The sequence below is a fragment of the Novosphingobium sp. HII-3 genome (assembly GCF_002916655.1).
Lineage (GTDB): Bacteria > Pseudomonadota > Alphaproteobacteria > Sphingomonadales > Sphingomonadaceae > Novosphingobium > Novosphingobium panipatense.
The window spans coordinates 224,426-248,828 of sequence record NZ_PPSM01000014.1; the positions used below are offsets into that span (position 1 = coordinate 224,426).

The 24,403-nt window shown below is 58.4% G+C and carries 24 protein-coding genes and 1 pseudogene; 19 read left to right on the forward strand and 6 right to left on the reverse strand.

Going from position 1 to position 24,403, the window contains the following annotated elements; genetic code table 11:
* Positions 1–9: 9 nt before the first annotated feature.
* Both C2R25_RS04935 and metW read left to right on the forward strand, forming a co-directional pair.
* Positions 10–1,119 (forward strand): homoserine O-acetyltransferase, encoded by a 1,110-nt coding sequence (locus C2R25_RS04935; protein ID WP_103728113.1) that lies wholly within the window; start codon positions 10–12, stop codon positions 1,117–1,119.
* On the forward strand, positions 1,116–1,727 hold the full coding sequence (gene metW / locus C2R25_RS04940) for a methionine biosynthesis protein MetW (protein ID WP_103728114.1): 612 nt from the start codon (positions 1,116–1,118) through the stop codon (positions 1,725–1,727). The genes C2R25_RS04935 and metW overlap by 4 nt, the downstream gene beginning before the upstream one ends.
* 3 nt (positions 1,728–1,730) lie before the next feature.
* Here metW and C2R25_RS04945 read toward each other — a convergent pair whose 3' ends face one another.
* Complete coding sequence (locus tag C2R25_RS04945; protein WP_103728115.1) at positions 1,731–2,360, reverse strand: LysE family translocator; 630 nt, start codon at positions 2,358–2,360, stop codon at positions 1,731–1,733.
* A gap of 95 nt (positions 2,361–2,455) precedes the next feature.
* Entirely contained in the window at positions 2,456–2,842 is a 387-nt protein-coding gene (locus C2R25_RS04950; protein ID WP_103728116.1) for a VOC family protein, read from the reverse strand.
* Between the two features lie 179 nt (positions 2,843–3,021).
* Here C2R25_RS04950 and C2R25_RS04955 point away from each other — a divergent pair, with 179 nt between their 5' ends.
* The 15 genes and pseudogenes from C2R25_RS04955 to C2R25_RS20150 all read left to right on the forward strand — a co-directional run bounded on the left by C2R25_RS04955 (position 3,022) and on the right by C2R25_RS20150 (position 18,383).
* Positions 3,022–3,693 carry a glutathione S-transferase family protein gene (locus C2R25_RS04955; protein WP_103728117.1) on the forward strand — a complete coding sequence of 224 codons (672 nt, stop codon included), beginning with the start codon at positions 3,022–3,024 and terminating at the stop codon, positions 3,691–3,693.
* A 191-nt stretch (positions 3,694–3,884) separates the two neighbouring features.
* Positions 3,885–4,934, forward strand: a complete 1,050-nt coding sequence (locus C2R25_RS04960) for a ribonucleotide-diphosphate reductase subunit beta (RefSeq protein ID WP_103728118.1) — start codon at positions 3,885–3,887, stop codon at positions 4,932–4,934.
* 140 nt (positions 4,935–5,074) lie between these two features.
* Positions 5,075–5,443: a hypothetical protein gene (locus C2R25_RS04965; RefSeq protein WP_103728119.1), complete on the forward strand. Its 369-nt coding sequence runs from the start codon at positions 5,075–5,077 to the stop codon at positions 5,441–5,443.
* Positions 5,444–5,536: 93 nt separating this feature from the next.
* Positions 5,537–5,962, forward strand: a complete 426-nt coding sequence (locus C2R25_RS04970) for an MAPEG family protein (protein ID WP_103728120.1) — start codon at positions 5,537–5,539, stop codon at positions 5,960–5,962.
* A 6-nt stretch (positions 5,963–5,968) separates the two neighbouring features.
* On the forward strand, positions 5,969–6,262 hold the full coding sequence (locus tag C2R25_RS04975) for a DUF1294 domain-containing protein (protein WP_103728121.1): 294 nt from the start codon (positions 5,969–5,971) through the stop codon (positions 6,260–6,262).
* Positions 6,263–6,373: 111 nt separating this feature from the next.
* Positions 6,374–7,105, forward strand: coding sequence for a class I SAM-dependent methyltransferase (locus tag C2R25_RS04980; protein WP_103728122.1), 732 nt, complete (start codon positions 6,374–6,376; stop codon positions 7,103–7,105).
* 7 nt (positions 7,106–7,112) lie between these two features.
* The gene (ubiB, locus tag C2R25_RS04985) at positions 7,113–8,678 is read left to right on the forward strand and encodes a 2-polyprenylphenol 6-hydroxylase (RefSeq protein WP_103728123.1); all 1,566 of its coding nucleotides are present in this window, start codon (positions 7,113–7,115) and stop codon (positions 8,676–8,678) included.
* Positions 8,645–9,814 carry a hypothetical protein gene (locus tag C2R25_RS04990; RefSeq protein ID WP_233203770.1) on the forward strand — a complete coding sequence of 390 codons (1,170 nt, stop codon included), beginning with the start codon at positions 8,645–8,647 and terminating at the stop codon, positions 9,812–9,814. The genes ubiB and C2R25_RS04990 overlap by 34 nt, the downstream gene beginning before the upstream one ends.
* Before the next feature lie 37 nt (positions 9,815–9,851).
* Entirely contained in the window at positions 9,852–11,093 is a 1,242-nt protein-coding gene (coaBC, locus tag C2R25_RS04995) for a bifunctional phosphopantothenoylcysteine decarboxylase/phosphopantothenate--cysteine ligase CoaBC (protein WP_103728125.1), read from the forward strand.
* Positions 11,077–11,349, forward strand: a pseudogene (locus tag C2R25_RS05000) (dUTP diphosphatase); the annotation flags it as partial. The gene coaBC and the pseudogene C2R25_RS05000, both read left to right, overlap by 17 nt.
* Positions 11,350–11,550: 201 nt before the next feature.
* Positions 11,551–12,846: a site-specific integrase gene (locus tag C2R25_RS05005; protein ID WP_146049614.1), complete on the forward strand. Its 1,296-nt coding sequence runs from the start codon at positions 11,551–11,553 to the stop codon at positions 12,844–12,846.
* A gap of 13 nt (positions 12,847–12,859) precedes the next feature.
* Positions 12,860–15,241, forward strand: coding sequence for a hypothetical protein (locus tag C2R25_RS20140; RefSeq protein WP_146049615.1), 2,382 nt, complete (start codon positions 12,860–12,862; stop codon positions 15,239–15,241).
* The gene (locus C2R25_RS05020) at positions 15,238–17,274 is read left to right on the forward strand and encodes a tyrosine-type recombinase/integrase (RefSeq protein WP_103728130.1); all 2,037 of its coding nucleotides are present in this window, start codon (positions 15,238–15,240) and stop codon (positions 17,272–17,274) included. The genes C2R25_RS20140 and C2R25_RS05020 overlap by 4 nt, the downstream gene beginning before the upstream one ends.
* Positions 17,271–17,882 carry a hypothetical protein gene (locus C2R25_RS20145; protein WP_146049616.1) on the forward strand — a complete coding sequence of 204 codons (612 nt, stop codon included), beginning with the start codon at positions 17,271–17,273 and terminating at the stop codon, positions 17,880–17,882. The genes C2R25_RS05020 and C2R25_RS20145 overlap by 4 nt, the downstream gene beginning before the upstream one ends.
* Positions 17,883–17,972: 90 nt before the next feature.
* Positions 17,973–18,383, forward strand: coding sequence for a hypothetical protein (locus C2R25_RS20150; protein ID WP_146049617.1), 411 nt, complete (start codon positions 17,973–17,975; stop codon positions 18,381–18,383).
* Between the two features lie 149 nt (positions 18,384–18,532).
* On the opposite strand, the gene C2R25_RS05030 is transcribed toward C2R25_RS20150, so the two are convergent.
* The 4 genes from C2R25_RS05030 to C2R25_RS05040 all read right to left on the reverse strand — a co-directional run bounded on the left by C2R25_RS05030 (position 18,533) and on the right by C2R25_RS05040 (position 20,911).
* A complete protein-coding gene (locus C2R25_RS05030; protein WP_103728132.1) occupies positions 18,533–18,793 on the reverse strand; it encodes a hypothetical protein in 261 nt (86 codons plus the stop codon).
* 301 nt (positions 18,794–19,094) lie between these two features.
* On the reverse strand, positions 19,095–19,697 hold the full coding sequence (locus C2R25_RS21280) for a hypothetical protein (RefSeq protein WP_103728133.1): 603 nt from the start codon (positions 19,695–19,697) through the stop codon (positions 19,095–19,097).
* A 42-nt stretch (positions 19,698–19,739) separates the two neighbouring features.
* Entirely contained in the window at positions 19,740–19,901 is a 162-nt protein-coding gene (locus C2R25_RS21285) for a hypothetical protein (RefSeq protein WP_158250617.1), read from the reverse strand.
* Between the two features lie 362 nt (positions 19,902–20,263).
* The gene (locus C2R25_RS05040) at positions 20,264–20,911 is read right to left on the reverse strand and encodes a hypothetical protein (protein ID WP_146049618.1); all 648 of its coding nucleotides are present in this window, start codon (positions 20,909–20,911) and stop codon (positions 20,264–20,266) included.
* Between the two features lie 650 nt (positions 20,912–21,561).
* Here C2R25_RS05040 and C2R25_RS05045 point away from each other — a divergent pair.
* Together C2R25_RS05045 and C2R25_RS05050 are read left to right on the forward strand one after the other, a co-directional pair.
* On the forward strand, positions 21,562–22,854 hold the full coding sequence (locus C2R25_RS05045; RefSeq protein WP_146049619.1) for a DUF445 domain-containing protein: 1,293 nt from the start codon (positions 21,562–21,564) through the stop codon (positions 22,852–22,854).
* Positions 22,855–23,024: 170 nt separating this feature from the next.
* Positions 23,025–24,197, forward strand: a complete 1,173-nt coding sequence (locus C2R25_RS05050; RefSeq protein ID WP_103728136.1) for a hypothetical protein — start codon at positions 23,025–23,027, stop codon at positions 24,195–24,197.
* Positions 24,198–24,403 lie beyond the last annotated feature (206 nt).

Sequence of the window (24,403 nt, forward strand, 5' to 3'; positions counted from 1 at the left end):
TCTCCCATCATGGCGACGGCCCCTACTCTTCCTCTCGAAAACCGGTTCCTCGATCTCGACCTGCCGCTGGTGCTGGACGGCGGGCAGAGCCTGCCCGGTGCCCGGATCGCCTATGAAACCTGCGGCACGCTCAATGCGGCCAAGGACAACGCGATCCTGATCTGCCATGCCCTGACAGGCGACCAGCACGTCGTCTCGAACCATCCTAAGACCGGCAAGCCGGGGTGGTGGATACGCATGGTCGGTCCCGGCAAGCCCATCGACACCAACCGCTTTTTCATCATCTGCGCCAACGTGATCGGCTCCTGCATGGGATCGACCGGGCCGGCGAGCCAGGGTCCTGATGGTCTGCCCTGGGGTATGCGGTTCCCGGTCATCACCATCCGCGACATGGTAAAAGGGCATATCGCCGTTCTGGACGCGCTGGGCATCGACAGCCTGCATGCGCTGGTGGGCGGATCGATGGGCGGCATGCAGGCGCTGAGCCTCGCGGCCAACTTTCCCGAGCGCACCCGTGCCGTGCTGGTTCTCGCCTCCACGGCGCGTCACTCAGCGCAGAACATCGCTTTCCACGAGGTCGGCCGCCAGGCGATCATGGCCGATCCGGAGTGGCGCGAGGGCAATTACTACGCCCATGGCAAGGGGCCGGAGAAGGGGCTTGCCGTCGCGCGCATGGCCGCGCACATCACGTACCTGTCCGAGGCGGGGCTGACCGAGAAGTTCGGGCGGCGCCTGCAGAACCGTGAGGAAAAGACCTTCGGGTTCGACGCCGATTTCCAGATCGAATCCTATCTTCGTTATCAGGGGCTTTCGTTCACCGACCGCTTCGACGCGAATTCGTACCTCTACATCACACGGGCCATGGACTACTTCGACCTTGCCGAGGAGCATGGCGGCCTGCTGGCGAACGCCTTTGCACGATCGAAGGCGCGCTACTGCCTTGTCAGCTTCGATACGGACTGGCTCTATCCCACGGCGGAATCGCGCAACGTGGTCCATGCGCTCAATGCAGCCGGTCTGCCGGTGAGCTTCGTCGAACTGTCCGCTCCGTTCGGCCACGACTCCTTCCTGCTCGACGTTCCGGCCCTCGATCGCGTCGTCGAGGGGTTCATCGGATGAACACCGCCATGAAAGCGGGCCTGCGCCCTGACCTTGCCGTGATAGCCGACAACGTGGCGGCGTCGTCCAGCGTGCTGGACGTCGGTTGCGGTGACGGCACCCTGATGCAGGCCCTGCGCGATGGTTCAGGCTGCGCGACGCGCGGCATGGAGATCGACGCGCTCAATGTCGGCGCCTGCGTGGCCAAGGGGCTCTCGGTCATTCAGGGAGACGCGGACACCGACCTGTCGTTCTATCCCGACAAGTCGGTCGATTACGCCATCCTCTCGCAGACGCTGCAGACCACGATGCGCCCCGACGTCGTGCTGGAGCAGCTGTTGCGCATCGGCCGCAAGGCTTTCGTCAGCTTCCCGAACTTCGCGCACTGGCGGGTGCGCACCTCGCTCCTGTGGAACGGACGGATGCCGGTGACGCGCCTTTTGCCGATCGCCTGGTATGAGACGCCCAACATCCACCACCTGACGATCAATGACTTTCGCGGTTTGCTGAAGGAGCGCGGTATCGCGGTTGAGGGGCAGTGGTTCCTGTCCGGCGACGCCCAGTGCAGCGCGGCGGCGGCAAACTTTCGGGCAGAGCACGCCGTCTTCCTGCTGGCCCGCCCGGACTGACGGTCAGACCCGTTTGGCGCCGAGCAGGGCCAGGCCAAAGCCGATGAAGAAGACGCCGGTCACGCGGTTGAACAGGCGTTTCATCGCAGGCTTCGTCAGGTGGCGCTTCAGCGAGCGTCCGCCAAGCGCGTAAGTGCAGTACCACGCGGTCTCGATGACGGCGAAGGTTCCGACAAGGATCGCGAACTGGGGGGCCTGCGGTCTTGTCGGGTCGATGAACTGCGGGAAGAAGGCCGCCGCGAAAAGGATGGCCTTGGGGTTGCTGATAGCGATGGCGAAACCGCCCCGGAACAGCGCGAGGTTGGACAGGGCCGGCGGCAGCAGCGCATCGTCCGGCTGCGCGGAAGCGATCGGCGCGCGCCAGGACCGGATCCCGATGTAGATCAGGTAGGCCACGCCCGCATAGCGCAGCACCTCGAACGAACCGGGCAGGGCCAGCAGCAGCGTGGTCAATCCGGCGGCAGAGGCTGCCATCAGCAGGAAGATCGCGCTGAGACAGCCCGCCATGGCGACAACGCTGCGCCGCGCTCCCATCTCGACGCTGCGGGCCAGCACGTGGAGCATGTTTGGTCCCGGCGTGCCGGAGATGACGAAGGTGGCAGCCACAAAGATCCACCAGGTATGAAGCGTCACGTTTCGGTCCTTCTGCCGCAGCGGGCGGCTTCTAGGAGCCGGGAGGGCCGGACGCAACCGCTGCCGCGCCCCGCCGCCGGGAGCGAGGCTGCGCCCTATCCCGTGGACAGGCCGTGATAGGCCGCCAGCTTGTTGCCGTCGGGATCACGCAGGTAAGCGCCGAAAGCGCCGCGCGCCTGGGGCTTGGGTTCGGGCGCACCGGCGCAGGTCCCACCCCGCGCAAGGCCGGCCGCGTGCCAGGCCCTGACCGCTTCGTCGCCCTGTGCCTCGAAGATGATGGTGCCGCCATTGGCGGGTGTGCAGGGCTCCCCGTCGCGAGCCGGCCCAAGCACGAAGCGGGTGCCATCCAGATCCCACATCACGACAGGGTACTGGTCCGGGGTGGAGCAGGGGGGAAGCCCCAGCGCCGCAAAGGTGGCGTCATAGAACGCACGGCTTCTGGCCAGATCGTTTGATCCGAGGCGGACGGACTTTAGTACCATGGCAACTCTCCCTGATCATGATTTTCCATGGGAGGCTGTCGAGGGGAAAGGCGCGGGTCAATCGAGAGGCAACGCGCCCTCGCGATATGTTCCGCGAGGATGGAGCGAGGACTTATCCACCTGATTCCCGCCATGTTGAAATAGACCTTCGCGTCCCGGTTCGGCATTCGGAAATCATCATGTGGCACATCTACCAGTTTCCCCTCTGCCCCTTCAGTCGCAAGGTCCGGCTGCTCATGGCGGAGAAGGGCATCGCCTACGAACTGCAGACGGCACGTCCCTGGGAAGGCGAGGATCGCCTGTTCGCGATGAACCCGGCCGGTCGCACGCCCGTCATCCGGGAAACGGAGAAGGCGCTCGTCCTCTCCGACAGTCGCGCGATCTGCGAGTATTTCGAGGAAACGGTGGACCGCAACCCGCTCATCAGCGGCACGGCGCAGCAGCGGGCGGAGATCCGTCGCCTGATCGCCATGTTCGACGAGAACTTCTACCACGACGTCTCGGGGCCGTTGTTGCTGGAACGCATGAAGAAGCGCCTCGTCCTGCGCCAGTCACCCGATGCGAAGGCGCTGCGCGAATCGATGAAGCTGGCGCACGACTACCTCGATTACATCGATTACCTGATCGACAACCGGCCCTGGCTTTCCGGCGCGACGATGACGCTGGCGGATCTTGCGGCCGCGGCGCAGCTTTCGGTGGCGGATTACCTGGGCGGCCTCGACTGGTCGAGCCATGAGCAGGCGCGCGGGTGGTATCTGGTGATGAAGTCCCGTCCCTCGTTCCGGCCGCTGCTGTCGGAGCGTATGGAAGTGATCCAGCCGCCCAGCCACTACGCCGAGGTGGACGCCTGAGCTTGGGGTGCTGCGGAGCGCTGACCCACTATACCTTGGGGTATCTGGAAAAACCCGGCCCCATATCTACCCTGTACATAACTTGATTCGGCCTCTCCCAATCGGCGCGATCTTCACTATCTCTGCAGTCTCCGCCTGAGCGCGAGAGCGCGCTGGCGAATCAGATTCAGCCGATCCACCGGAGCTGCGCCATGCCTCTTCTCGAAGCCCGCAAGACCTACAAGCCCTTCGAATATCCCTGGGCTTACGACTACTGGAAGATCCAGCAGCAGGTCCACTGGCTGCCCGAGGAAGTGCCGCTCGGCGAAGACTGTCGCGACTGGGTGCAGAACATTTCGGAGCATGAACGCAACCTGCTCACGCAGATCTTTCGCTTCTTCACGCAGGCCGACGTCGAGGTGCAGGACTGCTATCACGAGAAGTACGCGCGCGTATTCAAGCCGACCGAGATCAAGATGATGCTTACCGCCTTCTCCAACATGGAGACGGTGCACATCGCGGCCTATTCCCACCTGCTTGACACCATCGGCATGCCCGAGAGCGAATATGGCGCGTTCCTCGAGTACTCGGAACTGAAGGACAAGCACGACTACCTGCAGAAGTTCGGGGTCGACAACGACGAGGACATCGCGCGCACGCTCGCCATGTTCGGCGGCTTCACCGAGGGCGTGCAGCTCTTCGCCAGCTTCGCGATGCTGATGAACTTCCCGCGCTTCAACAAGATGAAGGGCATGGGCCAGATCGTCTCGTGGTCGGTGCGCGACGAATCGCTGCACTGCGAAGGCATCATCAAGCTGTTCCATACCTTCGTGCAGGAGCGTGGCTGCCTGACCAAGGCGGTGAAGGACGACATCGCCGACCAGTGCCAGACGACCATCCGTCTGGAGGACAACTTCATCGACCTGGCGTTCGAGCTGGGTCCGGTGCCGGGCATGACCCCCAAGGACATCAAGAAGTACATCCGCTACATCGCCGATTGGCGCCTCGGGCAGCTTGGCCTCAAGCCGATCTACCTGATCGACGAGCACCCGCTGCCGTGGCTGCAGCCGCTGCTGAACGGTGTCGAGCATGCCAATTTCTTCGAAACCCGCGCGACGGAATACTCGAAGGGCGCCACTCGCGGCGACTGGAACACGGTCTGGGCGAACTTTGATTCGCGCCGCAAGGCCAAGGCGAACGATGAGGATCTGCTGGACGACGGCAGCGAGCCCGGCCTCTTCGGCGAAGTGGCCGCAGAGTAAGCATTTTGTCCCGGCGCCGCAGCTTCCTTCGTGAAGTGGCGGTGCCGATTGCGTCCCTTTTTCCGGACCGCGCCGGGCAGGTTGTGGAAACCGGGGCTGCGCATGAGCATTTCCCCAGGAGACACCCTGGAGAACAGGCCATGCACACTACGCTGATCCTGCTGACAGCCGCCGCCGTTGGCATGGCGGCTCCGGCGCTCGCCCAGCAGCCCGTCCGCGCTGACACCAAGGCGGGCGAACGCGCGCTGCTTGATGAAAACGTCGTGACCGTCCGCAACGTGACGCGCGCGGAACTCGTCTACGGGCTGCCTATCATGGATGATGAAGGCATCGCGATCGGCAACGTGGAGCGCGTTGCGGGGAACGACGTCATCGTCTCTGACGGGACGGCAGAGTACCGCGTGCCGTTCACGCAGATCTACGCCTTCAGCAAGGATGGCGCCGATCACTACGCGAGCCGCACGCCCAAGCAGAAGCTGCATCGCGAACCTAACGCTCCGGCGAACTGACGCGTCCTCGCTTCGATACCGCGCGCGGTGCCGCTTGCGGCGGATACGCCGTGCGGGCATCGTCCGCGCGCCCGTCACCAAGGAGAGCCGCCAATGTCGCACAATCCCACACTGATCTTCCTGCCGATGCTCGCCGTCGTCGCGCTGACTTTCGTCGCGTTCATCCGCATGGCCGGCGCCCGCGCCGGGGCTGTGAAGACGATGGACCCGAGGTATTACAGGGCGCACATCGGCGACCCGGAGCCGGAGCGTGTCCGCGCGGCCGTGCGTCACTACGACAACCTGTTTGAGTTGCCGACGCTGTTCTACGCAGCCTGCCTCACCGCGTTCTCGATGGCCGTGGTAGGACGCTGGACGCTGATCTTCGCGTGGGGCTACGTGGCCACGCGGGTCCTGCAGAGCGTCATTCACATGACCTACAACAACCCGGCGCACCGCGGCGGCGCCTTCGTGCTGGGCGTGCTTTTCACGCTGGCCTTGTGGATCAACCTTGCGCTGTCCATCTTCGCTCGCCTCTGAGCCGCGATGTTATCCAGCCTTCACGCTGCGGCCATGGCCGTGGCGGCGCTCAACCTTGCGGCGTTCACGGCCTTTGGTCTCGACAAGACCTTCGCGAAGGCAGGGCGGCGGCGGATTTCGGAATCCACGCTGCTCGCGCTTGCCGTGCTTGGGGGAAGTCCAGGCGCTTACGCCGCCCGCCGGCTCTTTCGCCACAAAACGCGCAAGCAACCCTTCGTCGCGCAGCTTCACGCCATCGCCCTCCTGCAGGGCGTCCTGCTCGCGGGACTGGCCTGGGCGTTTCTGTCGGCAGGCTCGTAGACGGCTGCCCCTTGCCTGCGGCAGAGGTGCGCGGCGGCGTGCGATCTGCGGGTGTACTTCACAGGTAAAACCGGTGGCGCGCGGGCTGCCGTACGGCTAGAGGACTGCAAGATGAGCGAAACCGTTTCCTTCGGCTACGAAGACGTGGCCCCCGAGGACAAGGAAGGCCGCGTCGGCGCGGTCTTCTCGTCCGTCGCGCGCAAGTACGACATCATGAACGATGCCATGTCCGCAGGCATGCACCGTCTCTGGAAGGACAAGTTCGTGCGCCGCGTGAAACCGCGCGAGGGCGAGCAGATCCTCGACATGGCAGGTGGTACCGGCGACATCGCCTTCCGCATGGAAGCGGCGGGGGCGACCGTCACCGTCTCCGACATCAACCAGGACATGCTCGACGTCGGCATCGAGCGGGCCATGGAACGGGGCATCGACACGCTGGTGTGGTCGCGCCAGAACGCCGAGGAACTGACGTTCCCTGACCGCTTCTTCGATGCCTACACGATCGCGTTCGGCATCCGCAATGTCACGCACATCGACAAGGCCCTGGCCGAGGCTCACCGTGTCCTCAAGTATGGCGGCCGCTTCTTCTGCCTCGAATTCTCGACGACGGAATGGCCGGGCTTCAAGGAAGTCTACGACGCCTATTCGCACAGGCTGGTCCCCAAGATCGGCTCGATGATCGCGGGCGACGCCGAATCCTACCGGTATCTCATCGAATCGATCCGCCGCTTCCCGCCCATGCCCGAGTTCGAAGGCATGATCCGCGCGGCAGGGTTCAAGCACACCAAGGTCGAGCCAATCCTTGGCGGCCTCGTCGCCATTCATTCGGGCTGGAAGGTCTGATCACCCGGTGACAAGCACCGCAAAGCATATCTGGCGCCTCCTGAAGTGGGGCCGCGTCCTCGCGCGGCACGGCGCCCTGCGCGGAATCGAGAACGACCGTAACGCGCCTGCGCCCGTGAAGCGCCTGTGCCGCGTCGCCCGCCTTGGTGCCCGCCAGCCTGTGGACCCGGATTATGCAGGCGCCTTCCAGGACATCGGGCCTGCCGCGATCAAGCTCGGCCAGGCGCTGGCAACTCGTCCGGATCTGGTGGGAGAAGGGCCGGCGCGCAATCTGCTGGCGTTGCAGGACAGCTTGCCGCCGGTCGACTTCGCGCTGATCCGCAACCAGGTCGAAAGCACCTTCGGACGTTCGCTCGAGACGCTGTTCACCACGTTCGAGGAGGCGCCGGTCGGGGCCGCCTCGATCGCGCAGGTGCATCGTGCCGTCACGCCGGACGGCCGGGCGGTTGCAGTGAAGGTCCTGCGCCCGGGCATTCGTGAGCAGTTCGCGCGCGACGTGGAGACGTACGAGTGGGCCGCCGCACATCTGGAGGCGCTTGGCGGCGAGGCGGCACGGTTGCGGCCGCGCGCGGTAATCGACAATCTCAAGCGCTGGACCTCGCGCGAATTCGATCTGCGGCGCGAAGCCGCATCGGCGTCCGAGCTGGCCGCCGCGATGCGCGGGATCGACGATTACCGCGTGCCGGACATCGATTGGGATCGCACCAACGGCTCGGTGATGACGGTCGAGTGGATCGACGGCATCAAGATGAGCAACATCGCCGGGTTGGTCGAGGCCGGCTACGACCTGCCCGCGCTTGCCCGCCGGCTGGTGATTACATTCCTCACCCAGGCGATCTCCTGCGGATTTTTCCATGCCGACATGCACCAGGGCAACCTGTTTGTGCAGGGCGGGCCGGAGCATCCCACGATCGTCGCCATCGATTTTGGCATCATGGGCCGGATCAATCGGCAGGCGCGGTTGTGGCTCGCCGAGATTCTCTATGGCCTGACGACCGGCAATTACCGGCGCGTCGCTGAAATCCATTTCGAAGCTCAATACGTCCCCAGCTATCACACGGTCGAGGAGTTCGCGACCGCGCTGCGCGCCGTCGGAGAGCCGATGCGCGGCAAGCCGGTTTCGGAGCTTTCGGTCGGGCAGATGCTTGATGGGTTGTTCGCCATCACCCGTGACTTCGACATGGCCGTGCAGCCCCACCTGCTGCTGCTGCAGAAGACGATGGTCATGGTGGAGGGCCTCGCCACCGCGCTCGATCCCGACATCAACATGTGGGACGTTGCAAGCCCCTTCGTGCGCGACTGGATCCGTGACGAACTCGGCCCCGAAGCCGTGATCGTCGACCGGGTGCGTGAGGATCTGGACACCCTGCTGCGCCTCCCTTCGCTGGTGCGGCGCATCGAGGAGCGTTTCCCCGCCAAGGGCGGAGCACCGGAACAGGCCCCCCTTCCCGAAATCGAAATCATCTGGGAGCGTCGTACACGCGAAAGTAACCGATGGGGCGGCTATGCTCTGGCGGCGACACTTGGAGGTGCTGCGGCTTGGGGACTGACGTATCTGACGATGCTGGGGTGATGATCGGCAAGGGCCGTCTCGAGCGGCTCTCGCCTTCGGCAGCCCGGCTGGCGCTGGCTGCGCTGCTTCTGGTGCTGCTGGCCTCTCTGATCGCGCCGACCATGAAGCCCGGCACCCGCTCGCCCTGGGAAGGCGCGGTCGAGGGCCCGGTCGACCGCGCAGGCGCCTCCCTTTCCGACGCTACCAAGCCCTACGATGAAGACATCGCCCTCTACGAGGTGGCGACGGAACGCATCCGCAAGGGCGAACACTATTACGACTTCATCGTACCCGAGCAGCGAAGCCGCCATTACCCCGTGAATCCCGGCCTGGCAGTGCGCCTGCCGACCCTGGCCTACATCAACGCCGCGCTGGGCGAGGGGGGGCAGATGGCGGCGGCGATCGCGCTTATGCTGGCGATCGTCGCCGCCTGGTGGCGACGGCTCGGCGAAGAGCCCGAGGACCGGGGGCGCGTGCAGCGCCTGGGCACGGCCTTCGTTTTCGTGGCCGCATCTTTGGGGCTCAACCGCCACTACTTTCCCTTGCATGAACTGTGGGCCGGTGGGCTCATCGCCCTCTCCTTTGCTTTGCATCGTCCCGAAGGGGGCGGCCGGGAAGGAGCGTGGAGAGGAGCATTCGTGGCGGCGGCGCTGGCGCTCGCCATACGCGAGCTGGCGCTGCCTTACGTGCTGCTGATGGCGGCGTTCGCCGTATGGCGGCGCAGCTGGTACGAAGCGGCTGCCTGGATCCTCCTAACGCTGGTGTTCCTCGCCGGCCTGGCCTGGCACCTGACGATCATCGCGCGGGAGGTCGTGCCCAGCGACCCGCACGGACCGCCTTGGCTGGTGATGCGGGGCATGGCGGGCTGGCTGGTCAACGTGGTGCAATCCAGCAACCTGCGATGGCTCCCGCCGTTTCTCGCCGGACCGGCGGTGGTGCTGATGACGTTCGGATGGCTGGGGTGGCGCAGCCCTTCCGGTCTGGTCGGCTTTCTGCTTGGCGCCGGTTACGGGCTCGCCTTCATGATTGCGGGGCGGTGGGACAACTTCTACTGGGGCGCCATGATCGCGCCAACCCTGTTCGTCGGCCTCGTCTTCGCGCCGCGGGCCTTGCGGCAGCTTGCCCTGAGGGCGCGCATGAAGCCAGCGCCAAACTGATTGCGCCACACCGCACGCTGTTGCAAAAGCCGCAGCTATGAACGGACCTCGGATCCTGCTGATCGTGGGCGGCGGAATCGCCGCGTACAAGGCTTGCGAACTCGTGCGCACCATCCGTAAGGAAGGCGGCTCGGTCACCTGCGTGCTGACGGAGGGGGGGGCGAAGTTCGTCACACCCATGACGCTCGCGGCCCTCTCTGAGAATCCTGTCCACACCACGCTCTGGGATCTCAAGAACGAGGCCGAGATGGGACATATCCAGCTCAGTCGGGAGGCCGACCTCGTTGTCGTCTGCCCCGCTACCGCCGACCTTCTCGCCCGGATGGCGGCAGGCATGGCCGACGATCTTGCAACCACGCTCCTGCTCGCCACCGACAAGCCTGTCATGGCGGTGCCGGCGATGAACGTGCGCATGTGGCAGCACGCGGCCACAATGCGCAACGTGCAGACGCTGCGGGATTCGGGAGTGGATGTCATGGAACCGGACGAAGGCACGATGGCCTGCGGGGAATATGGTCCGGGCCGGCTGCCTGAACCGGTGGAGATCTGGCATCGCATGGCCCGCCACCTGGGCCACGGCGGGAGAGGGCTCACGCCGGTCCCGACGGCGCCCCGGGTCCCGGCAGGGAAGCCGCTGCCCCTCTCCGGCAGGCATGTCCTCATTACCGCCGGGCCTACCCACGAACCGATCGATCCGGTCCGCTACATCGCGAACCGTTCATCCGGCAAACAGGGCTTTGCCATCGCTGCTGCAGCGGCGGAGGCCGGCGCGCGGGTGACTCTGGTGTCCGGCCCCGTCAACCTGCCGACGCCCGCAGGGGTCGACCGGGTGGACGTGGAAAGCGCGCTGGAGATGGCGGCGGCCGTCGATGCCGCCTTGCCTGCCGATGCTGCGATCATGGTCGCAGCGGTGGCCGACTGGCGCGTTGCCCGATCAGCCGACCAGAAACTCAAGAAGACCGGGCAGGGCGTTCCGCCGCTCGAGCTGACGGAGAACCCGGACATCCTTGCAGGGCTTGCCAAGGGGCTGAGGCGACCGCGGCTCGTGGTCGGCTTCGCCGCTGAAACGCAGGACGTGATCCGCTACGCGCGCGACAAGCGCGTGCGCAAGGGGGCAGACTGGATCGTGGCCAACGATGTCAGTGGCGATGTGATGGGCGGGGATTCCAACACCATTCACATCGTCACGGGCGATGACGTGATCTCATTGCCAGAAATGCCCAAGGAGGACGTGGCACGCGTCCTCATCGAAAGGATCGCCGATGCATTCCCCGGTTGAAGTTCCCGTCCTCGTCAAGGTCTTGCCCCATGGGAAAGGCCTTGAACTGCCTGCCTACGCCACCGAAGGCGCCGCCGGTATGGATGTGGTCTCGGCGGAAGACGTCACCCTTCCCCCCGGCGGGCGTCATGCCGTTGCCACCGGCCTGTCCTTCGCGATCCCGCATGGGTACGAGGTGCAGGTGCGTCCGCGCTCCGGGCTCGCGCTGAAGCACGGCATCACCGTTCCCAATACGCCGGGCACGATCGATTCCGATATTTATGACATACCCTCTTGGTGGGTGGAGACGGCGAACGATCGTTGAACGGCTCCATTTGGTATGGGAACGCTGGCGGCGGCCGAGAGCAATTTTCGGCCACGCAGATGAAGCAGATCTACAGTCCACTCTAACCTCGGTCCCGTTGACAAGGGTCTGGTCGATTCCTAGCTGGCGATAGAACAGCACGGGAACAGATTATTGCCAGTTGCAGAACTCAGAGTAGGCGACCTTATCAAGCCTCAGGCGCTGACGAAGCGGCTGTTTCACTTTCAGGCATCTGCTCGCGATTTAGGCGTTCCGCAGAATCTCATAGGTTGTCCATTTGTCACTCGTGGAGGGAGTGCAGGCCGGCTGGTGAATGGTTATATTCAGGCGCGCTGGACCAAGGCTTGGACCCCGTCGGTCGGACGCGCTCAACTTGCAGAATTTGGGAGTACACAACCCACTCAGTTGGATAGCTTTCAAGCTGCTGCGCTGAAGCGTAAAGGGCGCCGGACTCTCCCACAAAGTATCAATGTCATAGCACGCCATGTCGATGATTTCGTCGAATGGTGGGAGGCGACGCTTTGCCTCGACGATACCGACGAGGATATTCACGAGCGGTTGCTCAGAGCACAGGAAGACCTCCTCGAGGCTTATGGCGATGACATGGGAACTGGAGAGTGGTCGAATAGCGGCTTTTCTGTTTCGAATACCACAATTCATCACCGCCAGATTGACGCGCTGAATTTCTTACTTTGGACAAAATTCGAAGGATTAGCACCAGAGTTCGTTGTTTCCGTTGAGGAGCGAAAGGTCCGTGTAGCCTCCTACTCGGGCGCGCCGCAGACAATCGTGCGCCCGCAGTTTTCCGCGCTTCGTCGTCCAGATCCGAGGCGAGTACGACTTCCTGATGGGGATGAGCTTCGCGGTCACATTGCGGCTATCCTTGATCCCGCTGCCCAACTCGGCGCCTTACTGATTTATGGATGCGGCTTGAGGTTGAGCGAGACCATTAATCTTCGAAATGACGCCTTGGCTAAGCTCGGCGCCGGTAAGCAACAGTATCTCAGGGTTACTGGAAAGGGCAACAAGACCCGCCTCGTTGAAATTGAACCTTTCCTTGTCCAGCAGATCGTTGCCTATCAGGACTTTATCCGAAGCCTGCGACAACAGCAGGCCTCAACATTCGGTAATATTCTGCTGCTCCGTGAGGATGGTTCAGCATTTCCACCGAAAGCCTTCTATCGCGCCTTCCGGAAAGCTGGCTCGATTTCTCCTCATATGGGGCGGCACTGGTATGCCGTAAATTTCCTTCTGCAAGCCGCCGAAAGCCGACGAAACGCGTCTGGTGAATTGCCGCCGAACATCAACTTGGAATTGCAGACTGAACTGATCCGACTCCAGCAGAATCTTGGCCATAATCACCTTACCACTACTGAGATGTACTTGGTTACGCTTAGTCAAAGACTTTTTCCCGTGTCGCTCAGCAAACTGTTTGAAGACAGGCTTTAAGGACTGAACCGGCATGGATAACCTTAATGGTCACAATTACGTTGTTCGCGGTCGTTCAAAAGGAAGCGGTGACCGCCCACCTCAGGCCTGGGAAGAAGATTGCAGCCACTTTGTGTTCGGCCGGACCGAGGGGATCGGACGCCGAATTTCGCCCCGCCCCGCACTAGGTGCAGACCTCGTTGCTGGTTTGCGTCGCATTGCCAGAGAACGTCGGATCACTCACGCTACGTTCAAGACCCTGACCTACGATCTTAGCTATCTTTTATCCTTCCTTGATTGGCTCGATGTAGCTGGCAAAAAAAACCAGAATTCTAGGCCGTCGGTTTTGTTCAACAGTGGGGTCGAAGATTTACCTGGCGCAGTTTGGGGTTTGTTCGAAGCATGGCTTCCAAAGCAGATCGAGGGTGATACCCTCTCTCGTGTATATACACAGTGCGCGCGCGTGGCTCGGTCTGCGGCACAGGAAAAGTTTGGTGACTTGCCGGGCAGTTTCATATTGGCGCCGAACCGCTTCCCCCAGAGAAAGGGAAGCGCGAACTGGGATCGTACAGATGATGTCGATGAAGATGAAGATTATCGCATCATCGGCGAAGCTCTGATTACATCGCTCAGGAACACGACATCACGGATTGCGGAAGGGCGGTACCTCTTACCCGAAGAAGTATCTCACCCTCCTAAAGATGGCATCCCCAAAGCCGTAGATAAAGTCGGAGAGGTTATCGATCCAGAACTTGCCGACGTTCGCGAGCGCCGCCGCGTCGAATATGCTTACCTGTGGAGAGAGCTCGAAGTTAGTAGAAAGTTTCCGAAGACTGCTATCCTTCAAGTATCTCCACCTGCATTCATCGACCGGTATCCCAACGATGTTACGCAGGATGATTTCCTGTCTCCCGCCCCAGGTGGGAGGGCCATGTTCCCTATAGCAGTTGAATACCGCACTGAGATCATCTCTTCAGTCCTGCGAGGCGACTTGGATTTAGGTAAGAAAGGTGCCGACATCTCGGGGGTCCCGCTTCACGCTCTGCGACAAGAAGGCAAGATTCTTTCCGCTGCAGGATGGGTAGATCATATCTATCACAACCAAAAGAAACAGTATCTTCGTGCCAACAACAGCACAAAGGAAGCATTGTCGCAGTGTTATTCTCATCGCAACGGCCTTAATGCTGACCGGCTGGGAATGCGTGAACAATATCGTTTGTTGCACTTGGCGATCCCTACAAAGCAAGAGTTGCAGTGTGCATTTGCACTTTTCCTATTAAGAACAGGATTTAATTCATCAACTGGCTTATCTATTGTTCCCGGACGATGGCATAATCCCCATCCTATTCATGGCGAAAATGGAACGTATGTCGACATCTACGCTGTAAAGAATCGGCCGGTGGGAAAGCTTCAATCCACCCAAAGCAGCACTAACAAGGATTTCACGGCCTATGATGTGATGCGCCGTGTTATTGCTTGGACGGAGCCGTTGCGCCTGATGATCGCCAACCGAATACAGGCGATTGAGTCCACGATTCAGGACAAGTCTAACGGTATCAGTGCACAAGAGCGTATGGACCTTCGCCGCACGCTGCCCCGACTTCGTGATCTGATGAGCCGCGCGTGGTTAGTGGTACAAGACGATGGCTCGATTGCCGAACTCGAAATCGACTGGCCTACTCTCAACGCCGCGCTCGCTGAAGCGGGGGTTAAACGTGCAAACGGACAGCCGGTAAAGCTGAGTCAAGGCCTGACTCGCCGAGCATGGGCAATTTTCGCATATGAGCGATCTGGGGCTAATCTTATTCTGACGAAGATCGCGTTGGGCCACAGCGACTTCGCATCCTTGATTACCTATATCGCTAATGAAAAGCGGCGATCGGCGCATCGGCGGAGTTGGCTCGATCTTGGAGGCGCGCTGCTACGGCAATTCCAGACTGGTGAGTCAACAACTCCAGCGATCATCCGAGAGTTGATTTCGAACGGGCGTTTGACAGAGGAGCAAGGCGCCAGGCTAGCGACGGGCACCTCTATATCCGCCCAGGGCATGCAATGCGCTGATCCTAGGAAACCAGACCCCCATATCGACCCTTCTCACCGAACCGGAGATATGTGCACTGTCCAGAACTGTTATGATGGGTGCAGTCGTGCTTATCCTACTTTCGATACCGCGATCTATGTGGCGCGAGAAATATCCCGACTCGAACAACTGAAGTCTTCGATTGACATCGTCGCTTGGACAGCCAGCGATTACAGCGATCGCCTAGAGGCTGCCGAAGAACTTTTCAGGCAGTACGCACCCAAGGTGCAAGCTGATGCGATCAAGGAGGTAAGCGCGCGCCCGCCCCGGCCGATGTTTGGCACCGCATCGGTTGGCGCCCGACGCATGGCGAACCGGAGCAGCGCAACAGAATGACGAAACCCTTTATCGACTATTGCCGCAGCTTATTCTCTCAACACGCATCGCTGACGCTGGAAAATCTATCGGATGCAAGCTTCGTCATACCTGAAAACGCGCTTGTAACGCTGCCTACGGACACAAATCCTGGCAGCAGAATTTGTGATGATGATTGGTGCTGGCCGGAGGAATTAATGCCGAACGCTCCCCCATCGCAACGACGTATCCGTCATAGCCTGCCGTGCGATCTAGAGGCGCTGGGAGGCGCAGGCCTGTTGAGGACAATCAAGCGCTTTTTGGTGCTGTCTATGGTGGCACCGCTCAATAGTCCAATTCGACTTCCCGGATTGCAGGCACGGCAGCGCCTTCTGAATGAGTTTGCTGGCGACATGATCGCACGCCAGAGATATTCCTTTTCATCTCTCAGCGCCGCTGACTGGGATGAACTGCTGAATGCCGCAGCCAAGGGGCGCAAAAACCATACCGCGAAGCTTCTCACGCACTTACAGGCTCTTGCCGAATATGGGCGTAGAGGTTTCATCGCTGATTTCCCGGGACAACTTACCGCGACGGTGGATGATAGTGTAGGCAACGCTTCTTTTGACGAGGAAGACCTCAGAGATGGAAACGGGCATTCTAGCACCGAAATCGATATCGTCGTGACTGACGTAACCTATCACCCGCTGGCTGACAGTTATGTCGCGGAGATGGGGCGCCGGTGCTACTTTTACCTCAACGAAATCGGTCCCAATCTTGCGAAAATCTTCGCCGACCATCCTGACATGGATGTCAATCGCGAAGAGTGGTTCCCTCGTGGTAGAAATGGCGCGCCGAAGCCGAAAACTGTCTGGAAAGCACGATCAGATGCATGGAAGCGCAAATTAGCAGATTTTCACTGGATCAAATCTGATGGTTCCGAACTGAAAGAAATTCCGTTCATTTGTGACAATCTCGTCTTTCCACCTACGAAATGGGACGAACTAGAGCGCATCATAAGTCGCCACGTCGATTCAATTCTACATATTCTTCTGCTGCTTTCCGGCGGACGGAAAAGCGAGGTGCTTTCACTCAAGCGCTCGGTAATTCTGCGGAATGTTGGCACTGAAGATGAATTTGGGATCATCGACGGTCGGACGATGAAGCCATCTCGGACATCGCTGGGCGATAAAAGGAATTGGCCAATTCCCGCGCAGGTCGTCGGCTGGCTGGAAACTCAAGCAGTCTTGGCCAAAGTCTTGGGCCCCGCTGACAGTGACGGCTTCTGGTGGAGCATGAGCACAACGCACGTCGGCGTAGCGCGTATCGACCCCCATTATCGATGCACTCAGTTCGCCGAGAGGCACGGCCTAACCCACCTGAATGATGGTAAAGCGCACCCACATCGATACCGCAAAACCATCGCCAGATTAGCTTTGTTGGCCCTCACGGGCGCGCCGATGCTGGTCATGGAAATGTTTGGCCACGCCGATATCATGACGACCATGCGCTATCTATTAGCGGACCCGAACATTCTCGCCGATCTACGCGAGATGTTGGGTGAGCGGCGAGCCGAAGTCGCTCTGAATATCGTTGAAGATCTTGATAATAGTGCAGGCGCTGCGGCGGAAACGCTACGATCCCAACGAGACCGCTTCTTTGATGATTTGAAAATCCCTTTTAATGAGAGAACGCAGCGTGTCACCCTCATGCAGTTCGTAACTGCCAAACTGCTGGAAGGCGCTGTAGATATCAAAATCATCTATCCTGGTGTTGTGTGCATACGCGCGCTGGAACAGACTGGCCTGTGCGCTGTGGGCGGCCGGCAGATTGACCCTGCGGCATGTCAGGCAAAATGCCGATTCCGATTGGACCTCTCCCTTCGGATCGACGAAGTCTATGAAACCATCGAGGATCTCTTCGATTATTATTTCGAGGCCGTCACGGATCAACTTGAGCTGCCGCAAAAATTTTTCGTTTCCCAGATATTTGATCAGGTTGAAATTTTTCCTGAAATCAAAGAACACTACCAAAATGATAAACGATTTCTTGCCATTGTTGATCAAGTCACATGAGTGAACGAGGATTGTCTTTGCAGCAGGCCAATGCTGCGGCTCAACGAGACAATGTCAGGCGAAGAATTGCCGTGACAATCATTCAAATCCGGCGTGAAATTCGAAGTACGGCGGATCCGATAACAGGGCGATGCCGATACATCGCCGATCGTGGTGATGGCCCACGGCTGTTTACGCTCTCTCGTCGTGAGGTGCTGCGCCGCGCTGATGTGTACAAAAGCACCCTCAATAAGCCGTATCATATTAAGTCACTCCGCGCTGTAAATCGCCTAATCTCGTGGGCTGCGATTAGATGTGCGGATAATACAAAAGCGGTCCCATCGATACCTGACGAGTTGGATGCTTCCGCAAGCTCCGAAAAACCACTTTCGTTTGCGCAGCGGGCGTTCACGGAGCGCGATGACATCGCCCAGAAGTTCGCTGCGAATGAATTAAAGCTGATTCAAGCAGAAAGAGACCTTCGAATTTGCAAGAAGGATCTGCAATCAGAAAAAGAAAGAAACCAGCGATTGATTGATGAGATAATCAACTTGAAGAAGGTTATCATCAATTTCAGGGTAGCTGGTCAGGATAATATCATCCCCTTTACCCCCAATAAGGCTGAATAATTCCTAATATGGAACACGAAAAATAATGCCCCCATGCTGTGACTCGGATATTGCGTAGGAAGGATCAATCAAATTGGATTTCAGTTCATCATGACTAATTTAATTCAGGTTATAGATGCGGAAGATAACCCTACACTGAGCACGGAAATTGAGAACATTCTGATTTCTGCAGGCTTTAGTATCATCGGTTTGCAAGTCCACGATTCAACCGAGATACCCGATGCTGGTGCTGAGATGGTTGGTCAAATTCAGGATAACCTGATTAATCCTACTCAAGTCTTCATTTTGCCAGCCGATATTGTAGACAGATCGCATGTTAGCGATAGGTTTATAGAAGAGATGGAGAGAGATCGCTCTGATCGAGGACCATTTGGCGAATACCCTCCGGTAATACTTGTTTCGCGTCCTCTTCTTTACGCCCCTGTGCGACCGAATATATTCACAGTATCCGAATTTAGAGATTTGACCACGGATCAGATAACCAAGCTTTTCTCATTGTGAGGGAGGTATAGAATAGTTCAGGTTTGCTATTATCTGATCATCTTCAAAATGGGAGTGGCCATGGAAATTGTCCGGTCATTGTTACCGAAAAAATCTCCGTACGTGATATTGTCTAAAAATTGAAACAAATTATATAATTGCATTGCGCACTAAGGCGCGGCGTTTCCTGGTAATTTATCGAGCACCTTTCTTATCAGCGCCCAAGGACCGTCGCGCCGAGCATGTGAATGCACCTGGGTGCAAATATCAAAGGACGCGATCTCCATTCGTTCTGTTTCCCGTTGAATAATACGGGCGGAATAATCGCTTATAGCTGAAAGGCCGCTCTCATTGACGACCTCCATGCGTCCTATTTCAAATGCGCCGGCCGCATGCCCCCCGGGCCAAACTTCGACTTTCACCACAAGCATTCGATCCAACCTCCTGCTCAGTCTAGAGTGATATCCTCCTCCGCACCTCTTCCGTGAAGGCGGTAAAGGGTGTTTTGAGTCCGTATAGTGCTACCTGCGATAATGAGATGGCGTGGGGATTGGACAGCCGAGGTCATGACCCACTTTCCATCAGGGTAGCGCTGGCGCCGATCGTTGAAAATTCTCCCGACTAGGCGCATTTCTATGCGGGCTGGATCGAAAGTTCTCAAACCTGTGACCAACAGCCATTCGTGCAGGTCAGCATCAGGCCGTTCTGATAAACGAAACCGCGCCTGCGGCATCAGTCATCTCGTCCCCAGAAAATTGCGAAGCCATCCTGGTCGAGTTCGTCCGGCCGATCTCGCAGTTGCAGATGTTTTGGCAGTGCAAATGTTGAAGGTATCCCCCGCTCAACGATTTCCTTCGCAGGAATGGTCAAGCTGACAATTCGGGCATCCGCATTTATGATCTGTGTGCGGACTTCACCCCGCCAAGCACGGAGATTGAGGGATATCTCGTCAATTTCCGTGATCCCCTCCCGCTCGAGAAACTCCATCAGCGGCCCGGTGATTCGCTCAAGGTCGCTAGGGTGGAACTTACCGTTAAGTTTCAAGTGCATTGGGTCACCCTCTGTTTCGACAAGGGCGACCGGCAAAAGCCGGGTGTTGGAAACCTGGTCGGTAGAGCAGGCGCATGCGCCTTTACCCTTGCGGGTTGGACATGCGCGCATGCCACCCGGCCTCATAAAGAAACCGAGTCTACCGAATTCGGGGTTTCCACGCCCCATCACCGTGTTTTGATCGGCGACACGTCGTAGGTTGCAGATTGGCCATGCATCTGCAAGGCCGGAGTTACCGTTGCGACACAACTGCTCGAGCAGGAGGTCGATCTCCGCGTGATCCATTCAGGTCCTGCTGGGCCACGGCAAGTTGGAGACCACTGCGCCCTACACCAAGGTGTCGACCCGCACGATCCACGCCGTGTCGAGCCCGCTCGACCAGTTGATGGCGCTGATGGAGGGTAAAGCACCCACATGGTCAAGCGTAGCGCCCTGACTGGCGGCGGTATCGAGACTGACACCACAGAGCGAACGAAACTGACTCGCCATTGCACTCGAGACTCGGCGTTGCGCCGTCGATCATTGTGCGGACTGGTTGGGTAAGATGTCCGCTACGCGTCCCTTGTCGGTCGTTCGAGGGCCGATTTGACGCGCTTGACAGTGGACTGACCGGTTTCCCACGCCGAGCAGGTTCGCGGTCATCTGGGATGGGTAGGAAGCGGCCTATCGGGTCCTAGTGGTTTGATTCGGACAGATAGTACCTTTGGGAAATGGCGGAAATCCGCGTATGAGACCGCAATTTCGGAGGAATCATATGTTCCGGCCTAACCACTAGTCACAAAACGCGAGAGGGAGAACATGCGTCGGGGATTTATCGCATGGAAAGTTCCTCCGACAGGCGCGCATCGAACTCAGGACACTTCCACCTCTACGACGTAGATCGGGATGGTCTTATCGGGACAGCCTACCTTCGTAACATTGTATGCCGTTTGCTGGCATGTCTCGCGGATGAATTTCAGTGTCGTGTTGGCGGGTAGCAGTATCTCGCGCTCATGGCTAAGGTCGCCACGGCGATTGAACACATACGCCTTCGTCGCTGCGGTCGCTGTCTCTAGCACTATGAGATCAAGCCGTCCGGCATCGTATGCCTTGGCCTTCCAGAGTGCGTTTGCGAAGGCGACGTTGGGATTGAACGTTGTCGAAAGCGGGCGACTCATCACAGTGGTTCCGGTTCCCCCGGTCCAATGCCCGCCATGAAAAAGTATCTGCCCGACATCGAGGGTGTCGCCGCATGTGAGGATGTCGCTGTTTACATCAGCATCGTTTCTTTTGTCATAGTTCGATTGATAGGTAGCGATGGCTTTGGGCTTCTTCGCCGGCATAGCCTTGATCCATGCCTTGTATTCGGCGCTGGCATCGAGGACGCCGCAAATGTAATTACCCAACCCGTTGTCTGGGTAATGCACTACTGTGTGCTTTGCGGCTTCGAGCGCGGTCCTGATGGGATTTTGTCCGCCTGTATACGGAAACGTGAACGGATCAATAAGGGCAAGGGCCACAACGCTTCCTATTCCTGAGAAGATTTCTAGTCTCGTGAATGATCTTCTAACCTTGTTCGCGGGTTTCATCACCGAAACGCACGAAAGCAATATAGTATTTTACTATCTTCAACTTATTGCTAGACGTATAGTTTTCATCAACCGTTTTGGGCACTCCATGTTATTTTGCAGCTTGCATATACAATGTAATTAAGCCGTCCTCGGAAAATTCATGCGAAATGATGAGTGACCGTAAAGGGATCTCCTCGCCATCGAGCCCTAGCAAATGGCAGGTTTCGGGTAACGCCAAACAAACAACTGACGACGATAATGGGGCATATGCCGCTGGGCCGGTGTCAGGCCAAACCTTTTCGACGGCCTGAAGCCCGCCTCGCACCCAGCGTTCGAAGGCCGCAGGTCGGCCAGGCGTCCATCCCGGTCGTTCCGTTGACCAGATTACGGTCCCACAAGTTGCCATTTCCAGCGCCTATTTTGAAGTGCGGCGACCATCGTCATGTTGGCCGTTCTTCGGACGCCTCCAGCCCAATGACTTCGCCTTACATTGATTATCCACTTGAAAGTAATGGTTTGAACAATAAGAGCGCTCGAGGATCAACCCCGGCACCACCTTCCCCTAGTGAGCGTCGGACACTCGCTGATGGAGGGATTGCGTGACAGGCGAAGTAGGCAACGCACAGAAGTTAAGGCGCGCAAAGCGCACCCCTTTTACATTGCTACTGATCGCAGTAAGCATATTCTTGTCGAGCTTGCTCCCAATGGGATTGAGCGAATGGGTGATCCGGCCGGCGAGATACATATCAGAGGCAGCGATGGTCGGCGGATTGGCGGACTGGTTCGCGGTCACCGCACTCTTTCGGCCAATTAATATACCTGTATTCTCCTCGCATACTGGAGTCATACCTAGAAACAAGAGCCGTATTGCAAGCAGTATTGGCGAGTTTGTTCAAGTCAACTTTCTCAAAAATGAAGCGTTGATCGACATTGTTAAGCGCAACGATCCCGCGAAACTCGTTGCGGATTGGTTTTTGCAACCGACGAATTCCGAGCGCTTCGGAAAGCATAGTGCCAATCTTTTATATCGGGCAATTAACGAGCTTCACGAAGAAAGCGTGCAAGCGCTCATGTCGAAGACTCTTAGAGACGCCTTCAAGAATGTAGATCTATCGCGAAAGACTGGCGAGATACTCGAACTAATGATGTCTGGGGGCAAGCATAATGAATTGCTTGATCAGGCTATAGCTAGCTTGACCGAATCGTTGAGAGATCCGAGGGCGCGTGCAAATATCGCAACGGCGATCGCCAAATCCATTCGAGACGAATATCCCAACGGTCAAATTCTAGTGCCGACCGAAGCCGTAGGCAGCTTCGCTGCAAATAAAATTGCAGGATGGGTCGAGAGTTATTTGAAAAACGTCTCGGAACAACCAGACCATGAAATCCGAGATGCATTCAATAATAAAATTAAGATACTGATAGTTCACCTGAAAGGTAATAGCGAATTTGCAGCAAAAGGTGAGGAAATTAAGGCGTACATCCTAAGAGATGAAAAGTTCGTCTCCACCATGCGTTCTTTGTGGGATGAGCTACGAGGCAGTGTGGAAAAAGATCTGCGAAATGCGAACTCAGAGATCTACAAAAAATTGGTGGCAACTGGAAATTGGATCGGCACGACGCTTGAAGCAGATCGTGATTTACGTTCCTCGTTCAACCGGCAAGCTGAAACGCTAGTCGAAGAATTTGGCCCCGCCTTGGGTGCGTTCGTTTCAAGTCACATTGAGCGTACCGTAAACGCCTGGGATGCTAACGAAATGAGTTCCCTGATCGAGGAAAGTATCGGTTCCGACCTCCAACGGATTCGCACCAGCGGAACATGCATAGGAGGTGCCCTGGGCTTCATTCTGTTTGTCATTGTCGACGTCGTATTCCCGATGGTGCTCCGTTAATCGAGGCTTCAAATTGAGCACTAGGGTCCCTTCATGCCCTGACGAGGGAATTGCTGAAACTGTCGGTGACGAATGCGGCGAGAACGGCAGCTATCTTCGCAACTCGGCGCCGATCCGGACGGTCGGCTGCCGGCCAGGCTATGAGTTTGCGCCACGGAGAGCGCCTGAAGATGACTGATCTGTTTGAACCGAGACTGCCGGTTGCGCGGCTTCACAAGAGCTTCCGCCTGGTCCTGGACGATCCAACCTGCGCTGCGGTGATGCCGATTATTCAAAGCTGGTCGGTCGGCTTGGTTGAACGCAGCAGGGAAGGCGATAAGTTCGTCAAGGAGTTCCAGTCGACGTTCAACTCAGCGATGTGGGAATTATACCTCAACAAGGCGCTTACGGAGTTGGGATTTACTGCCGATTTCTCGCTGGCCGTGCCAGATTTTTGCGTGACCGCGCCGGACGGATACCGGTTCAATATCGAGGCAGTGATATCCGACCGGGGCGCGGGTGCCGCGCCGGCCAATCCCGCATCCCTAGATGCTTTCAAGAATCGCTGCGCGCTCAAGCTCATCGGCAAACTCACGGACAAGGCCGAACTGTTCCGGGGAAGCCAGGGAAAGAAGAGGCCCTATGGCTCGCTGAGCCATGTCCGGAATGTACCCTTCGTCGTCGCCATCGCGCCCTTCGACAGCGACTATTCGCTACTGCAGAATAACGAACTGATAAATCTGGTTCTCTTCGGCATAGGCGAACCCTCGCATGATCCCGGCAGCTTCGGCGAACAGGCCAGAGTTGCGGAGATCCGCACGCCGTCCGGCGCGCCGGTGAAGATGGGCATTTTCACCAATGATTCTTTTAAGGAGATCAGCGCAGTGATCTTCTCGACGGTGGGGACGTTCGGAAAAGCCGTTGTCGAGAGCGGTGTCAACAGGATCATCCGGTCGAACCGGTACCGGTGTATTGAAAAGAGCGCCGTCGGGCATGACGCCGCCGCCTGGGCGCTGGGAGACCGCTATTCCGTTTCCCAAAAAAAGCTGGCTTATCTGAAGACGCGCCGATGGGATTTCGGTCGCGAGATCGCAGGGTCGGATATACGCATCTGCGCGACGGCGCTGCACTCCGAGACGCACCTCGACGGTCTGCATATCTACTACAATCCCTATGCCCAGTGCCCGCTGCGCCCCGATGTCTTCCAGTCAGGTGAGATCACGCACAATTTCTACGACACAGTTAAGAACGAGCCTGCGCAGTTCCATCCCGATGGCGCTTTGGTATCGCGGCTCTTATTCGATCCGGATTTGCAGAGCCTCGAACATCTTCTTCGTACGGATGGCTTTTTGGGGCAACGATAGCCGCTGCTGTCGGGCCCAGTGCGTTTCGCCGAAGGACCAGATATGGGTCTTGCGATCACTGCTTTCCCACCCATCCGAAAGAAAAAATTTGAGCGTTGCGGTCTGCCATGTGGTCGCGCGAGAGAAAATCTCGCCCACGCCTACTAAACTTAGAGCCTGAAATCGCTAAATAGAGCCATTCAGGCACTTGTTGTTGTAGGCGTCTA

Bases quoted from the DNA above. Each gene is read 5' to 3' on its own strand.
- C2R25_RS04935 (WP_103728113.1), top strand. From the start codon at position 10: ATGGCGACGGCCCCTACTCTTCCTCTCGAAAACCGGTTCCTCGATCTC.
- metW (WP_103728114.1), top strand. From the start codon at position 1,116: ATGAACACCGCCATGAAAGCGGGCCTGCGCCCTGACCTTGCCGTGATA.
- C2R25_RS04950 (WP_103728116.1), bottom strand. From the start codon at position 2,842: ATGGTACTAAAGTCCGTCCGCCTCGGATCAAACGATCTGGCCAGAAGC.
- C2R25_RS04955 (WP_103728117.1), top strand. From the start codon at position 3,022: ATGTGGCACATCTACCAGTTTCCCCTCTGCCCCTTCAGTCGCAAGGTC.
- C2R25_RS04960 (WP_103728118.1), top strand. From the start codon at position 3,885: ATGCCTCTTCTCGAAGCCCGCAAGACCTACAAGCCCTTCGAATATCCC.
- C2R25_RS04965 (WP_103728119.1), top strand. From the start codon at position 5,075: ATGCACACTACGCTGATCCTGCTGACAGCCGCCGCCGTTGGCATGGCG.
- C2R25_RS04970 (WP_103728120.1), top strand. From the start codon at position 5,537: ATGTCGCACAATCCCACACTGATCTTCCTGCCGATGCTCGCCGTCGTC.
- C2R25_RS04975 (WP_103728121.1), top strand. From the start codon at position 5,969: ATGTTATCCAGCCTTCACGCTGCGGCCATGGCCGTGGCGGCGCTCAAC.
- C2R25_RS04980 (WP_103728122.1), top strand. From the start codon at position 6,374: ATGAGCGAAACCGTTTCCTTCGGCTACGAAGACGTGGCCCCCGAGGAC.
- coaBC (WP_103728125.1), top strand. From the start codon at position 9,852: ATGAACGGACCTCGGATCCTGCTGATCGTGGGCGGCGGAATCGCCGCG.
- C2R25_RS20140 (WP_146049615.1), top strand. From the start codon at position 12,860: ATGGATAACCTTAATGGTCACAATTACGTTGTTCGCGGTCGTTCAAAA.
- C2R25_RS05020 (WP_103728130.1), top strand. From the start codon at position 15,238: ATGACGAAACCCTTTATCGACTATTGCCGCAGCTTATTCTCTCAACAC.
- C2R25_RS20145 (WP_146049616.1), top strand. From the start codon at position 17,271: ATGAGTGAACGAGGATTGTCTTTGCAGCAGGCCAATGCTGCGGCTCAA.
- C2R25_RS20150 (WP_146049617.1), top strand. From the start codon at position 17,973: ATGACTAATTTAATTCAGGTTATAGATGCGGAAGATAACCCTACACTG.
- C2R25_RS05030 (WP_103728132.1), bottom strand. From the start codon at position 18,793: ATGCTTGTGGTGAAAGTCGAAGTTTGGCCCGGGGGGCATGCGGCCGGC.
- C2R25_RS21280 (WP_103728133.1), bottom strand. From the start codon at position 19,697: ATGGATCACGCGGAGATCGACCTCCTGCTCGAGCAGTTGTGTCGCAAC.
- C2R25_RS21285 (WP_158250617.1), bottom strand. From the start codon at position 19,901: ATGGCGAGTCAGTTTCGTTCGCTCTGTGGTGTCAGTCTCGATACCGCC.
- C2R25_RS05050 (WP_103728136.1), top strand. From the start codon at position 23,025: ATGACTGATCTGTTTGAACCGAGACTGCCGGTTGCGCGGCTTCACAAG.